Below are 13941 nucleotides of genomic sequence, written 5' to 3'. Positions count from 1 at the left end.
GGTATCGGCAGCGGCGTCGTCGTGACGGTCGGTCCCGGCAGCGCGAGACCGGCGCCGACCTCAGCGCGGCGCGATCCCGGTCAGCACGAAGGCGAAGTCGGGGGTCAGCAGGCTGTTGCGCAGCCGCAGGCTGCGCTCCTCCAGGCAGCCCTCCGGATCGGCGACGAACCGCCCGCTGACCAGCACGTCCTCGCCGTCGGCGAGCTCGGCGACGTCCTCGTAGAGCGACGAGCCGGGCCGCACCCCCTGCCCGGGCACGTCGCCGTCGACGACCAGCTCGACGTCGTGGTCGAGCACGACACGCAGCTCCGCCTCGTCGTCGCCGCCGCCGGTCCGGATGTCCTCGACGGTGCCCCACCAGTCGTCGACGGACAGGTCGGCGGCGCGGAGCCGGTCGGACTCCAGCCCCCGGCACAGCGCGGCGTCGCGGTCGAGGTCGGCCTGCACCAGCTGCACGTCGTTGGCGTCCTCCGCCGCCCGCTGGCCCGCGACCACGGTGGCGAGCACCGCGCGCTGCCGCTCCGGCGGCTCGGGGTCGCGCCCCGGCGTCCACCCGAGCACCGACTCCCCGACCGCGTAGACCAGGAAGAGGCCGGCCACCAGCACCGCGGCGACCAGGGTGCCGACGACCAGCAGGAAGCGCGAGGTCTGCACGGGCCGGACCCTAGCGCCGGTCGCCCCCGAAGTGCTGCCCGTCGTGCTGCCCGTCGTGCTCCCCGTCGTACGCCGCCAGGATGCGGTCGGCGGCGAGCGGAGCGGTGGTGGCGCCCGACAGCAGCTCCTCGCGCAGCTCCTGCCGGACCGCGCGCACGCCGGGCGAGCGGGCCAGCCGCTGGTCGAGCTCGTCGCGCACGAGCGCCCAGGTGAACTCCAGCTGCTGCTGGGCGCGCTTGTCGGCCAGGCCCTGCTCCCCCATCGAGTCGCGGTGGGCGAGCACCTTCTCCCACAGCTCGGGCACGCCGGGGCCGTGCAGGCCCGAGCAGGTGGTGACGGGCGGCACCCAGCCCTGGCCGGAACCCACCAGCCGCAGCGCCCCGGCCAGCTCGCGTGCCGCGGCGCGAGCCTCGGCCTCGCGGTCGCCGTCGGCCTTGTTGACCGCGATCACGTCGGCGATCTCGAGGATGCCCTTCTTGATGCCCTGCAGCTGGTCACCGGTGCGGGCCAGGGTGAGGAAGCAGAAGGTGTCGACCATGCCGGCCACCGTGACCTCGGACTGCCCGACGCCGACGGTCTCGACGACCACCACGTCGTAGCCTGCCGCCTCGAGCACGACCATCGCCTGCGCGGTGGCCCGGGCGACGCCGCCGAGGGTCCCGGCGGTCGGCGAGGGCCGGATGTACGCCGCAGGGTCGGCCGCCAGCGTGCCCATGCGGGTCTTGTCGCCGAGCACCGAGCCACCCGTGCGGACCGACGACGGGTCGACGGCGAGCACCCCGACGCGGTGCCCCCGGCCCGTCAGGTGGCCGCCGAGCGTCTCGATGAGCGTCGACTTGCCGACTCCGGGGACGCCGGAGACGCCGACGCGCACCGAGGTCACCGAGGCGTCGGCGAGCTCGGCCACCAGCTCGCGCGCGGCGGCGCGGTGGTCGGGTCGCGACGACTCGACCAGGGTGATCGACCGCGACACGGCCGCCCGCGTGCCGGCCCGCACCCCCTCGACGAGCGCGCCGACGTCGATCCCGTTGGACGAGCCTGTCGAGACCAAGCCGCCGTCAGCCCTCGTGCACGGGGTGACCGAGCTGAGCGGCGAGCTTGCCGAGCAGGTCGAGCGCGGCGTCGGCGATGACGGTGCCGGGCGGGAACACCGCGGCGGCGCCCATCTCCAGCAGGGTCGGCACGTCGTCGGGCGGGATCACGCCGCCGACGACGATCATCACCTCGGGCGCCCCCTGGTCGGCCAGGGCCTGCTGGAGCTCGGGCACGAGCGTGAGGTGGCCGGCCGCGAGGGAGTTGACCCCGACCATGTGCACGTCGGCGTCGACCGCCTGCTGCGCGACCTCCTCGGGCGTGGCGAACAGCGGCCCGACGTCGACGTCGAAGCCCATGTCGGCGAAGGCCGAGACGATCACCTTCTGGCCGCGGTCGTGGCCGTCCTGACCCATCTTGGCCACGAGGATCCGCGGGCGACGGCCCTCGTCCTCGGCGAACTGCTCGGTCGCGGCGACGACCTTCGCGAGCGCGTCGCTGGAGCCCGACTCGCGCTTGTACACCCCCGAGATCGTACGGATCGTGGCGCGGTGGCGGCCCCAGACCTTCTCGAGCGCCTCGGAGATCTCGCCGACGGTGGCCTTGGCGCGGGCGGCGTCGACGGAGAGCCCCAGCAGGTTGTCGGCCCGGCCCGGCTCCCCCTCGGCGGCGCGGGTCAGGGCGTCGAGGCGCTGCTGCACCTCGTCGGCGTCGCGCTCCTCGCGCAGCCGCTCGAGCTTGGCGACCTGCTGGCGGTAGACGCTGGCGTTGTCGACGCGCAGCACGTCCAGCGGGTCCTCGTCGGGCAGCCGGTAGGTGTTGACGCCGACCAGCGTCTGCACGCCGGAGTCGAGCCGCGCCTGGGTGCGGGCGGCGGCCTCCTCGATGCGCATCTTGGGCAGGCCCTGCTCGATGGCCGCGGCCATGCCTCCGGCCTCCTCGGCCTCGACGATGTGGGTCCAGGCCCGCTCGGCGAGGTCGTGGGTGAGCCGCTCGACGTACCAGCTGCCGGCCCACGGGTCGATGGTCTGCGTGGTGCCCGACTCCTGCTGCAGCAGCAGCTGGGTGTTGCGGGCGATGCGGGCCGAGAAGTCGGTCGGGAGCGCGATCGCCTCGTCGAGGGCGTTGGTGTGCAGCGACTGGGTGTGGCCCTGAGTGGCGGCCATCGCCTCGATGCAGGTGCGCTGGACGTTGTTGAAGACGTCCTGCGCGGTCAGCGACCAGCCGCTGGTCTGCGAGTGGGTGCGCAACGACAGCGACTTGGGGTTCTGGGGGTCGAAGTCGCGCACCAGCCGCGCCCACAACGCGCGGGCGGCGCGCATCTTGGCGACCTCCATGAAGAAGTTCATGCCGATGGCCCAGAAGAAGCTCAGCCGTGGCGCGAAGACGTCGACGTCGAGGCCGGCCGCACGGCCCGCCCTGAGGTACTCGACGCCGTCGGCGAGGGTGTAGGCGAGCTCGAGGTCGGCCGTCGCCCCGGCCTCCTGGATGTGGTAGCCCGAGATCGAGATGGAGTTGAACCGCGGCATGTGCTGGCTGGTGTAGGCGAAGATGTCGCTGATCACCCGCATGCTCGGCTTCGGTGGGTAGATGTAGGTGTTGCGGACCATGAACTCCTTGAGGATGTCGTTCTGGATGGTCCCGGTGAGCTGCGAGGGCTTCACCCCCTGCTCCTCCGCGGCGACGACGTAGAGCGCCATCACCGGCAGCACCGCGCCGTTCATGGTCATCGACACCGACATCTGGTCGAGCGGGATGCCGTCGAAGAGCTGGCGCGCGTCGTAGATGGAGTCGATCGCGACGCCGGCCATGCCGACGTCGCCCTTGACCCGTGGGTGGTCGGAGTCGTAGCCACGGTGGGTGGCGAGGTCGAAGGCGACCGACAGTCCCTTCTGGCCCGCGCGCAGGTTGCGGCGGTAGAAGGCGTTGGACTCCTCGGCCGTCGAGAAGCCGGCGTACTGGCGGACCGTCCACGGCTGGGTGGTGTACATCGTGGGGTAGGGACCGCGCAGGTACGGCGCGAGCCCGGGGTAGGTGTCGAGTCCGTCGAGGCCCGAGAGGTGCTCGGGGCCGTAGACCGGCAGCACGTCGATGCCCTCGGGCGAGGGCCACGCGTCGCGCTCGACCGGCTCGTCGGCGCGGACCTCGCCCGCGAGGTCGAGCCCGGCGAAGCTGTCGGGAACGCTCATCGGAGCTCCTCCTTGAGCCGCGTCAGGAAGGCGACGGCATCGGTGCCGACCGCCGCATGGTCGTCGACGCCGAGCTCGCGGCCGCCGACCTCGGGCCGGCCCGCCACCACGACGTGGCGCACCCCGGCCTCGCGGAGCGCGGCGACCAGCTCGGGCCCCCACGCGGCGTAGTCCTCGTCGCGCCCGGCCAGGCAGGCCACGGCCTCGCCGTCGTGGTCGGCGAGCACCGCCTCGACGTCGTCGTGCGGCCCGCCCGCGGTGACGGCGACCCCGCCCGCGGCCAGCAGGTTGCCGGCGTACGTCGCCCTCGCCGTGTGGGCGGCGAGGCTGCCCATCGTGGCGAGGAAGACCGGGGCAGGCGACGGCTCGGCCCGCAGCCGCTCGAACGCCTCGCCCCACGGCCGGACCTCGTCGGCGCCCTCGGGGTAGGGGGCGCGCTCGGGCAGCGTCTCCTCGAGGTGAGGGAACTCCGAGGTGCCCGTGACCGCACGGCGTCGGGTCGCGACCTGGCGGTCGCGCTCGGCGACCACCGCTCCCACGCGCTCGGCCAGGGAGCCGTCGGCGAGGGCCGCGGCCACGCCGCCACGTCCACCCGCACCGTCGATCCGGCCCAGCTCCTCCCACGCGGCGTGGGCGAGGTCGTCGGTGAGCCGCTCGACGGCGAAGGCCCCGCCCGCGGGGTCGGCGACGCGGGCCACGTGGCTCTCCTCGACGAGCAGCGTGCTGGTGTTGCGCGCGATGCGGCGGCCGAACGCGTCGGGCAGGCCGAGCCGGTGGTCGAAGGGCAGCACCGTGACGGCGTCGGCTCCCCCGACGCCGGCGGCGAACGCTGCGACGCAGGTGCGCAGCATGTTGACCCAGGGGTCGTGACGGGTGGTCATGGGTCGCGAGGTCACCGCGTGCAGCACCACCTGGCGGTGGTCGGGCGAGGCGCCGCTGAGCTCCAGCACCCGCGCCCAGAGCCGGCGGGCGGCGCGCAGCTTGGCGATGGTCGGGAACTGCTCGTCGGTCACGGCGAGCCGCAGCTCGATGGTGCCGGCCGCCTCGTCGACGCCCACCCCGGCCGCCTCGAGCACCCGCAGGTGGTGCGCGGCGACGGCCAGCGCGTAGCCGACCTCCTGCACGTCGGAGGCGCCAGCGTCGTGCAGCGCGGTGCCGTCGACGACCAGGGCGCGGCAGCCCAGCGCGGCGGCGAGCCGGTGCGCCTCGACGACGGCCTCGGCGGCGTCGCTGGTCGAGCCGTCGCCGCTGGTCGAGCCTGTCGAGACCAACGCGCGCGCCGCGGCCGCGAACGGGTCGAGACCGAGGTTGGTGCCGGCCGCCAGCGTCGTGCCGCGCGCGACGTCGGCGAAGGCCCGCGCGGCCTCGAGCCCGTCGTGGGGCGCGTCGAGGACGACCGGGGCGACGTCGAGCAGGACGCCCTCGAGCGCGGCGGCGAGGTCGGTCGGCACGAGGCCGCCGCGGCCGACCCGGAGCAAGAGCGAGTGGGCGCCGTTCTCGAGGTCGGCCAGCGCGGCGGCGCGGGCAGCCGACGGGTCGGCGTCGGGCACCCAGGTGCGGACGTCCCAGCCGGCGTCGCGGGCGGGTGGGCGCACCGGGTCGGGCAGGTCGGCGACGAGCTCCCGGGTGCCGAGCGGGTGCACGGTCAGTCCGTCGAGGGTGCGGCGCGCCAGCTTCTGCCACACGGCGTCGTCGGGGTCGTCGGCCCCCAGCCGGCCGGCCTTGCGGAGCACCGCGGCCGCGGCCGCCTCCCACTCCGCCTGGTCGTGCTGCCACGAGGGCTCGAGGCCCTCGGCCAGGACGAGACGCCCGTCACCGCTCATGCCGCAGACCATAGGGACAGGGGCCGTCCGGTGCCCAGGGACTGTGAAATACCCGTCAGTAGCCCAGGACCGGGCGTGGCGCACTAGGGTCCCGGCGTGACGAGCGGAGGGTTCCCCGCGCAGGGCGAGGGCCTCGTGCTGCGCGCGCTCGCCCCCGGCGACCGTGACCGGGTGCTCGAGCTGGCCCACGACCCGCTGCAGCTGGCGCTCGGGGTGCCGGCCGGGGTGCCGGTGCCCGGCGACCTCGAGCAGGTCGACGAGCGCGTCACCGGGTCGGCGGCCGCACTGGGCGCGCTGCAGCCCGGCAGGTTGGCGGTCGCGGCGCAGACGGACCCCGACCGCTTCCTCGGCGAGCTCGCCTGGCGCCACGGCGCCCACCCGACGATGGGCGTCGTCGACGTCGGGTACGCCGTGCACCCCGACGCCCGCGGGACGGGCGTGGCGAGCCGAGCGCTGCGGCTCCTCGTGCGCTGGCTGCTGCACGACCCCGAAGGTCCCGGCGCGGCGCGGGTCCAGCTCGACCACAGCGTCGACAACGCCGCCTCGTGCCGTGTCGCCCTCGCGGCGGGGATGGAGCAGGAGGGCGTGCGGCGCAGCTACCTGCCGCTGCGCGACCCCGAGCAGTCGGGCGGCGTACGGCGCCACGACGTGTGCCTGCACGGCATCGTGCCCGGCTGAGCCCCGCGGTCGGCCACCCGTTCACCGGCGCCACGTCGCGTCGTCACCCGTCGGCCACCCCCCGGGCCCAGGGTGGGGCCATGCGCATCGCCCTCAGCACCGAGCTGTTCACCCCGGCGGACGAGCCCAGCGCCCGCGTCACCCGCGAGGTCGTCGTGCGCCTGGTCGCGGGCGGCCACGACGTCGCCCTGTTCACCACGGGCCGTGGCCAGGCGAGCTTCCACGGCGCGCGGGTGTTCTGGGCGAGCCGCATGACGCCGGTCTCCGCGGTGAGGGAGGCGCTGCGCCTCTCCCGGCCCGACCTGGTGCACCTCGTCGACCCCCACCGTCTCGGGATGAAGGTCGCCGAGGCGGCCGACCAGCTCGCGATCCCGTCGCTGGTGCTGCACCCCAAGGTGTGGGGGCCGGGGGTCGACCTGGCGCACCACCACCCCGGGCTGCGCGACGCCGAGCTGCACGACCGCTGGTCGCGGGCCCACGCCCCCGACGGCGGGCTCCTGGTCGTCGGGTACGTCGGCCCGCTTCAGCGGCGCAAGGTCGTCTCGCGGCTGGCGGCGGTCGCGAAGCTGCCGGGCGTCCGGCTCGTCGCCCTCGGTGACGGCCCCGGCGCGGCCGCGCTGCGCGCCCACGGCGCCAAGGTGCTGCCCCACGTCACCGGGCTGGAGCGGGCCCGCTGCCTGGCCAGCCTCGACGTCCTGGTGCAGCCGCGCCGGCGCGAGGTCTGCTCCCCCGTCGTCCTCGAGGCGCTCGCGAGCGGCGTCCCGGTCGTCGCCTACGACAACGGCACGGCGGCCACCGCCGTGCGCCACGAGCAGAACGGGCTCCTGGTCGGCACCGACCGGGGCGGCAACGGCTTCGCCCGCGCCGTCGCGCGGCTGGGGGCGAGCCCCGACCTCCGCTTCACCCTGGCGGCCGCCACCCGGGACTCGGTCGCCGACCGCGACTGGGACCTGGCGGTCGCCGAGCTGACCGACGACCACTACCCGGCCGCGGCCCGTCCGCTGCTCACCGGGCACGAGGTGCGCCGAGGGTAGGCGGGTCGGGGCCGACGCCTATCCTGGGAGGACCCCGGACGGCGGGGACCGATGGGGGCAGGTGGCATGGCAGGCACGACGACGCTGTCGACGCGGGTGCGTCGCTACCTCGCCGACCCGGTCGCGACCTGGAAGACCGGCAGCCGCGAGAGCCAGGGGCTCACGCTGGCCGCGCTGCTGCTCGGGGTGGTCGCGAGCTTCGCGGTCTCCATGACGAAGTACGAGCTGCTGCCGCTCACGGCCTACTACGTGTGGCTGCTGCTCGGCATGATCCTGCTCCGGTTCGTCCCGCTCGCCGTGCTGTGCGGGGTGACCGCGGTGCTCGCGCCGTACGCCGTGGCCACCCAGGCCGGGCTCGACGGGCCACGCATCAGCGCGCTCGTCACGACCGCCCTGTCGATGGCGCTGATCCTGTTCACCTCCAGCCGCCAGCACAGCGGCCTGCCCGGGCCGATGAGCGAGGCGATGCTCGACGACCTGCGCCGGCGGCTGCAGGCCAGCGGCCGGGTGCCCGCGCTGCCCGACGGGTGGAGCTCGCAGTCCGCCATGCTCGCCGCGAGCGGCGTCGGCTACGGCGGCGACTTCCTGGTCGCCCGGCTCGACGAGGACGAGCAGCGGCTCGAGATGATCCTCGTCGACGTCTGCGGCAAGGGCGTCGGAGCCGCGTCCCAGGCGCTGCAGTTCGGCGGCGCGATCGGCGGGCTCCTCGGGGCGCTGCCGCCCGACCGGCTGCTCCAGACGGCCAACGACTTCCTGCTGCGGCTGCACCAGGACGACAGCTTCGCCACCGCCGTGCACGTCCTGGTGCACCTCGACTCCGGCGCCTACTCGCTCACCAGCGCGGGCCACCCCCCGGCGCTGCGGTGGTCGGCGGCCGCGGGTGCGTGGCAGCGCGAGACCGCCGCCGGCATGGCGCTGGGCATCGTGCCCGACCCCGACATCCCGGCGGTCACGGGCGTGCTCGAGCCCGGCGACGCGCTGATGTTCTACACCGACGGGGTCATCGAGTTCCGCTCCGACGACCTCGACGTCGGCCTCGACTGGCTCGGCGAGCGCGCCGCGGTGGCGGTCGCCCCGGGCTTCGACGGCGCCGCGCGCCGCGTCATCTCCGAGGTGAGCCGCGGGGAGGACGACCGGGCCGTGCTGATCCTGCACCGCGAGCCCGTCCCGGCGGCGACGGCCGCTGCTACGAGCGGCGTACGTGAGGATCCCGTCTGATATCTCACACTCCCGGTGGGCCTACCGCCTGCGAGGTGGGGATACGGTGATGGTTGTGGCAACTGCGACTCCCACCAAGACCACCAGGTCGTCGACGCGCTCGACCATCGCGCTGAAGCTCGTGATGGCGACCACCGGCCTGATCTTCGTCGCCTACGTGCTCGCGCACATGTACGGCAACCTCAAGGCCTTCGCCGGCGAGCAGGCGTTCAACGACTACGCCGAGCACCTGCGTGAGCTGGGCGAGCCGCTGCTCCCCTACTCCGGGTTCCTGTGGATCGCCCGCGTGGTGCTGCTGAGCGCGCTGGTGCTGCACGTCTACGCCGCGGTCACGCTGTGGCGCCGTGCCAACGCGGCCCGGCCGACCAAGTACGTGGTCAAGAAGCGCACCGGCGCGAGCTTCTCCTCGCAGTGGATGCGCTGGGGCGGCGTCACGCTGCTGCTGTTCATCGTCTGGCACCTGCTCAACTTCACCGTCGTGAAGATCAACCCGCAGGGCGGGGAGACCAACAACCCGTTCCAGCTGATGGTCGACTCCTTCGAGGTGTGGTGGCTGACGCTGATCTACCTCGTCGCGATGCTCGCCCTCGGTCTGCACCTGCACCACGGCGTCTGGAGCGCCGGGCAGACGCTCGGCCTGACCAACTCCGTGCGCCAGCGCGTGCTGTGGAAGCGCGCCGGCCTGGTGCTCGCCGTCGTCGTCGCGGGCGGCTTCTCCCTCGTCCCGATCTCCGTGCTGCTGGGAGTCATCTCCTAGCGCTCGGGCACCCCGTCACTGTGCGTCACGACCCAGCCCTGTGAGGAACGCATGACCGAAACGCTCAAGACCGCCGACCCGTCCTCCCCCGAGGACCCCCAGCGCCACGACGACGCCGCGGGCTACTACAGCGCCGGCGAGCCGCTCACGGGTCGTGAGAACGCCCCCGAGGGCCCGCTCGAGGACCGCTGGGACACCCGCGTCTTCGACGCGCGCATCGTCAACCCCGCCAACCGTCGCAAGGTCTCGGTGATCATCGTCGGCACCGGCCTGGCGGGCGGCGCGGCCGCGGCGACGCTCGGCGAGGCCGGCTACCAGGTGAAGTCCTTCTGCTACCAGGACTCCCCGCGGCGGGCCCACTCGATCGCCGCGCAGGGTGGCATCAACGGCGCCAAGAACTACAAGGGCGACGGCGACTCGGTGCACCGGCTCTTCTACGACACCATCAAGGGCGGCGACTACCGCTCGCGCGAGTCCAACGTCTACCGACTGGCCCAGGTCAGCGCCAACATCATCGACCAGTGCGTGGCGCAGGGCGTCCCCTTCGCCCGCGAGTACGGCGGCCTGCTCGACAACCGCTCCTTCGGTGGCGTGCAGGTGTCCCGCACCTTCTACGCGCGTGGCCAGACCGGCCAGCAGCTGCTCATCGGCGCCTACCAGGCCCTGGAGCGCCAGGTCGCGGCCGGCACCGTCGAGATGTTCGCCCGCCACGAGATGCTCGAGCTGATCGAGGTCGACGGTCGCGCCCGCGGCATCATCGCCCGCGACATGGTCACCGGCGAGATCGAGACCCACCTCGCCGACGTCGTGGTGCTGGCCAGCGGTGGCTACGGCAACGTCTTCTTCCTCTCCACCAACGCGATGGGCTGCAACGTCACCGCCACCTGGCGGGCCCACCGCAAGGGCGCCTACATGGCCAACCCCTGCTACACCCAGATCCACCCCACCTGCATCCCGGTCTCCGGCGCGCACCAGTCCAAGCTCACCTTGATGAGCGAGTCGCTGCGCAACGACGGCCGCATCTGGGTGCCGAAGGACGCCAAGGACGCCGACAAGGACCCGCGCGAGATCGCCGAGGACGACCGCGACTACTACCTCGAGCGGATCTACCCGGCGTTCGGCAACCTGGTCCCGCGCGACATCGCCTCGCGCCAGGCCAAGAACATGTGCGACGAGGGCCGCGGCGTCGGCCCCGAGGTCGACGGGGTGCGCCGCGGCGTCTACCTCGACTTCGCCGACGCCATCGAGCGCCTGGGCCGCAAGGCGGTGGAGTCCAAGTACGGCAACCTCTTCGACATGTACGAGCGCATCACCGGCGAGGACCCCTACTCGGTGCCGATGCGCATCTACCCCGCCGTGCACTACGTCATGGGCGGGCTGTGGGTCGACTACAACCTGCAGTCCACGGTGCCCGGGCTGTTCGTGGCCGGCGAGGCCAACTTCTCCGACCACGGCGCCAACCGCCTCGGGGCCTCGGCGCTGATGCAGGGCCTGGCCGACGGCTACTTCGTGCTCCCCAACACCATCCGCGAGTACCTCGCCGACTCCCCCTTCGAGAAGATCTCCGAGGACCACCCGGCGGTCGTCGAGGCCCGGCAGTCGGTGCAGTCGCGCATCGACCACTTCCTGTCGATCAAGGGCACCCGCAGCGTCGACTCCTACCACCGCGAGCTCGGCAACATCATGTGGGAGTACTGCGGCATGGAGCGCACCGAGGACGGCCTGAAGAAGGCGATCGACCTCATCCGCACCCTCAAGGACGACTTCTGGCGCAACGTCAAGGTGCTGGGGTCGGCCGACACCGTCAACCAGTCGCTGGAGAAGGCCGGTCGCGTGGCCGACTTCTTCGAGCTGGGCGAGCTGATGTGCATCGACGCGCTCAACCGGCGCGAGTCCTGCGGCGGCCACTTCCGCGCCGAGTCCCAGACCGAGGACGGCGAGGCGCTGCGCCACGACGACCAGTACGCCTACGTGGCGGCCTGGGAGTGGGCGGGCGAGGGTGAGAACCCCGTGCTGCACAAGGAAGACCTGGTCTACGAGTTCACCGAGATGAAGCAGCGGAGCTACAAGTAGATGCACCTGACCCTGAAGATCTGGCGCCAGGACGGTCCGAAGGACCCCGGCGGGATCAAGACCTACGAGGTCGACGACGTGTCGGAGGACATGTCGTTCCTCGAGATGCTCGACGTGCTCAACGAGCAGCTCATCGAGGGCGACGAGGAGCCGATCGTCTTCGACCACGACTGCCGCGAGGGCATCTGCGGCAGCTGCGACCTGATGATCAACGGCGAGCCGCACGGTCCCGAGGTCACCACGACGTGCCAGCTGCACATGCGGTCCTTCAGCGACGGCCAGACCATCACGGTCGAGCCCTGGCGGGCCTCGGCCTTCCCGGTCATCAAGGACCTCATGGTCGACCGGTCGGCCTTCGACCGCATCATCGCCTCGGGCGGGTTCGTGTCGGTCAACACCGGTGCCGCACCCGACGCCCACGCCACCCCGGTGCCGAAGGAGAACGCCGACCGCGCGTTCGACGTCGCCACCTGCATCGGTTGCGGCGCCTGCGTCGCGGCGTGCCCCAACGGCTCGGCGTCGCTCTTCCTCGGCGCCAAGGTCACCCACCTCGGTGAGCTGCCGCAGGGTCAGGCCGAGCGCGACACCCGCGTCGTCGACATGGTCGCCCAGCACGACCACGAGGGCTTCGGCGGCTGCACCAACATCGGTGCCTGCGCGTCGGCCTGCCCCAAGGGCATCCCGCTCGACGTCATCAGCCAGCTCAACCGCGACCTGCGCACCGCCATCAAGCACGGTCACTGAGCACCTGCCTCACGAAGGACGCCACCCCGAGGGGCGGCGTCCTTCGTGCGTCAGCGCTGGTGCCCGCTGAACTCGTACGCCGCCTCCGGCTGCCAGCCGAGCTCCTCGTCGTGGCGGTAGAGCCACATGCAGTCGAGGTCGAAGTCGGTCTCGTAGTCGGCGAGCTCGGCGAAGGCGCGGTCGAGATCGTCGTCGTCGAGGTGCTGGGCGACGGTGACGTGCGGGTGGTACGGGAAGGCCCGCTCGACCTGGAGCGGTCCGCGCAGCACGGCGGCCGCGAGCTGCTCGCAGTCGCTGATGCCCTCGACGACGTTGACGAACACCACCGGCGAGACCGGACGGAAGGTGCCCGTGCCGCGCAGGTGCACCCGGAACGGCACGGTCGACGACGCGACCGCCCCGAGGTGGGACCGCAGCTCGAGCAGCTCGTCGTCGGAGGCGTCGTACGGCGGCAGCAGCGTGACGTGGGTGGGGATGTGCCGTGCGGCCTCGTCGCCGAACGCCAACCGACGCTGCTGCAGCTCGGCACCCCACGGGTCGGGGACCGCGAGCGAGACGCCGATGGTGGGCACCGCCGCAGCCTAGCCACGACCGCCGTTCGTAGACTTGGCCCCCGCCCGTCCGGTCTCCCGAGAGGACCCCATGAGCACCGCCCCCGGCCAGGCCGCGCCCCCGGCCCAGCACAGCGACACCTTCCGCGCCGCGCTCGCCCGCAGCGCCGAGATCGAGCGGCAGCTCGCCGACGACCCCCGCTCGCTGCGCATGCTGACCGGTGACCGGCCCACGGGGGCGCTGCACCTGGGCCACTACTTCGGCTCGATCCAGAACCGGGTGCGGCTGCTCGAGGCGGGCGCCGAGATCTGGCAGCTGGTCGCCGACTACCAGGTCATCACCGACCGCGAGGTGGCGGGCGACATCGCCGGCAACGTGCGCAACCTGCTGCTCGACAACATCGCCAGCGGCCTCGACCCCGAGCGCGCCACCATCTTCACCCACTCGGCGGTGCCCGCGCTCAACCAGCTGGTGCTGCCCTTCCTCAGCCTGGTCAGCGTGGCCGAGCTGCAGCGCAACCCCACGGTCAAGGACGAGGCGGCGGCCGCCGGGATCACCTCGATCGGCGGCCTGCTGCTGACCTACCCGGTGCACCAGGCGGCCGACATCCTGTTCTGCAAGGCAGGGGTGGTGCCGGTGGGGCGCGACCAGCTGCCGCACCTCGAGCAGACCCGCGTCATCGCGCGCCGCTTCAACGACCGCTTCGCGCCGGTCTTCCCCGAGCCGGCCGCCCTGCTCTCCTCCACCTCGCTGCTGCTGGGGCTCGACGGCGCCAAGATGAGCAAGTCGCGCCACAACACCATCGAGCTGCGCATGAGCGCCGACGAGACCGCGAAGCGGCTCAAGGGCGCCAAGACGGACAGCGACCGCCACATCACCTTCGAGCCGCAGACGCGGCCCGAGGTGGCCAACCTGCTGACCCTGGCCTCGCTGTGCGAGGGCACCCCGCCCGAGCAGATCGCCGACGAGATCGGCGACGGCGGCGGGGGCGGGCTGAAGAAGCGCGTGACCGAGGCCGTCAACACCTACTTCGCCCCGGTCCGGGCCCGTCGGGCCGAGCTCGAGGCCGACGCGTCGTACGTCGACGAGGTGCTGCGCCGCGGCAACGCCCGCGCCAACGAGGTCGCCGAGGCGACGCTCGACGAGGTCCGCGAGGCCATGGGGATGAGCTACCGGTGACCTCGGGC

At 73.1% G+C, this 13941-nt stretch carries 12 protein-coding genes; 7 read left to right on the top strand and 5 right to left on the bottom strand.

Going from position 1 to position 13941, the window contains the following annotated elements; genetic code table 11:
• Window positions 1–60: 60 nt before the first annotated feature.
• The 4 genes from ACYU8I_RS07465 to ACYU8I_RS07450 are packed head-to-tail and all read right to left on the bottom strand — an operon-like array spanning window position 61 to window position 5698.
• Window positions 61–654 carry a hypothetical protein gene (locus tag ACYU8I_RS07465; RefSeq protein WP_460839075.1) on the bottom strand — a complete coding sequence of 198 codons (594 nt, stop codon included), beginning with the start codon at window positions 652–654 and terminating at the stop codon, window positions 61–63.
• A 10-nt stretch (window positions 655–664) separates the two neighbouring features.
• Window positions 665–1705: a methylmalonyl Co-A mutase-associated GTPase MeaB gene (gene meaB, locus ACYU8I_RS07460; protein WP_460839073.1), complete on the bottom strand. Its 1041-nt coding sequence runs from the start codon at window positions 1703–1705 to the stop codon at window positions 665–667.
• A 7-nt stretch (window positions 1706–1712) separates the two neighbouring features.
• On the bottom strand, window positions 1713–3875 hold the full coding sequence (gene scpA / locus ACYU8I_RS07455) for a methylmalonyl-CoA mutase (protein ID WP_460839071.1): 2163 nt from the start codon (window positions 3873–3875) through the stop codon (window positions 1713–1715).
• The gene (locus tag ACYU8I_RS07450) at window positions 3872–5698 is read right to left on the bottom strand and encodes a methylmalonyl-CoA mutase family protein (RefSeq protein WP_460839069.1); all 1827 of its coding nucleotides are present in this window, start codon (window positions 5696–5698) and stop codon (window positions 3872–3874) included. The genes scpA and ACYU8I_RS07450 overlap by 4 nt, the downstream gene beginning before the upstream one ends.
• Window positions 5699–5794: 96 nt before the next feature.
• Here ACYU8I_RS07450 and ACYU8I_RS07445 point away from each other — a divergent pair, with 96 nt between their 5' ends.
• The 6 genes from ACYU8I_RS07445 (at window position 5795) to ACYU8I_RS07420 (ending at window position 12202) form a co-directional block, all read left to right on the top strand.
• Entirely contained in the window at window positions 5795–6376 is a 582-nt protein-coding gene (locus tag ACYU8I_RS07445; protein WP_460839067.1) for a GNAT family N-acetyltransferase, read from the top strand.
• Between the two features lie 80 nt (window positions 6377–6456).
• The gene (locus ACYU8I_RS07440) at window positions 6457–7410 is read left to right on the top strand and encodes a glycosyltransferase (protein ID WP_460839066.1); all 954 of its coding nucleotides are present in this window, start codon (window positions 6457–6459) and stop codon (window positions 7408–7410) included.
• A gap of 66 nt (window positions 7411–7476) precedes the next feature.
• On the top strand, window positions 7477–8628 hold the full coding sequence (locus tag ACYU8I_RS07435) for a PP2C family protein-serine/threonine phosphatase (protein ID WP_460839064.1): 1152 nt from the start codon (window positions 7477–7479) through the stop codon (window positions 8626–8628).
• A gap of 49 nt (window positions 8629–8677) precedes the next feature.
• On the top strand, window positions 8678–9385 hold the full coding sequence (locus ACYU8I_RS07430) for a succinate dehydrogenase cytochrome b subunit (protein WP_460839062.1): 708 nt from the start codon (window positions 8678–8680) through the stop codon (window positions 9383–9385).
• A gap of 51 nt (window positions 9386–9436) precedes the next feature.
• Window positions 9437–11458 carry a fumarate reductase/succinate dehydrogenase flavoprotein subunit gene (locus ACYU8I_RS07425; RefSeq protein WP_460839061.1) on the top strand — a complete coding sequence of 674 codons (2022 nt, stop codon included), beginning with the start codon at window positions 9437–9439 and terminating at the stop codon, window positions 11456–11458.
• A complete protein-coding gene (locus ACYU8I_RS07420; RefSeq protein ID WP_460839059.1) occupies window positions 11459–12202 on the top strand; it encodes a succinate dehydrogenase/fumarate reductase iron-sulfur subunit in 744 nt (247 codons plus the stop codon). It begins immediately after the preceding gene.
• A gap of 50 nt (window positions 12203–12252) precedes the next feature.
• On the opposite strand, the gene ACYU8I_RS07415 is transcribed toward ACYU8I_RS07420, so the two are convergent.
• Window positions 12253–12774: a 2'-5' RNA ligase family protein gene (locus ACYU8I_RS07415; protein ID WP_460839058.1), complete on the bottom strand. Its 522-nt coding sequence runs from the start codon at window positions 12772–12774 to the stop codon at window positions 12253–12255.
• Between the two features lie 70 nt (window positions 12775–12844).
• Between ACYU8I_RS07415 and trpS the strand changes: the two genes are divergently transcribed.
• Window positions 12845–13933: a tryptophan--tRNA ligase gene (gene trpS / locus ACYU8I_RS07410; RefSeq protein WP_460839057.1), complete on the top strand. Its 1089-nt coding sequence runs from the start codon at window positions 12845–12847 to the stop codon at window positions 13931–13933.
• Window positions 13934–13941 lie beyond the last annotated feature (8 nt).

It is taken from the genome of Nocardioides marmoraquaticus, from assembly GCF_054777915.1.
This window is presented reverse-complemented; position numbering and strand designations above follow the sequence as displayed.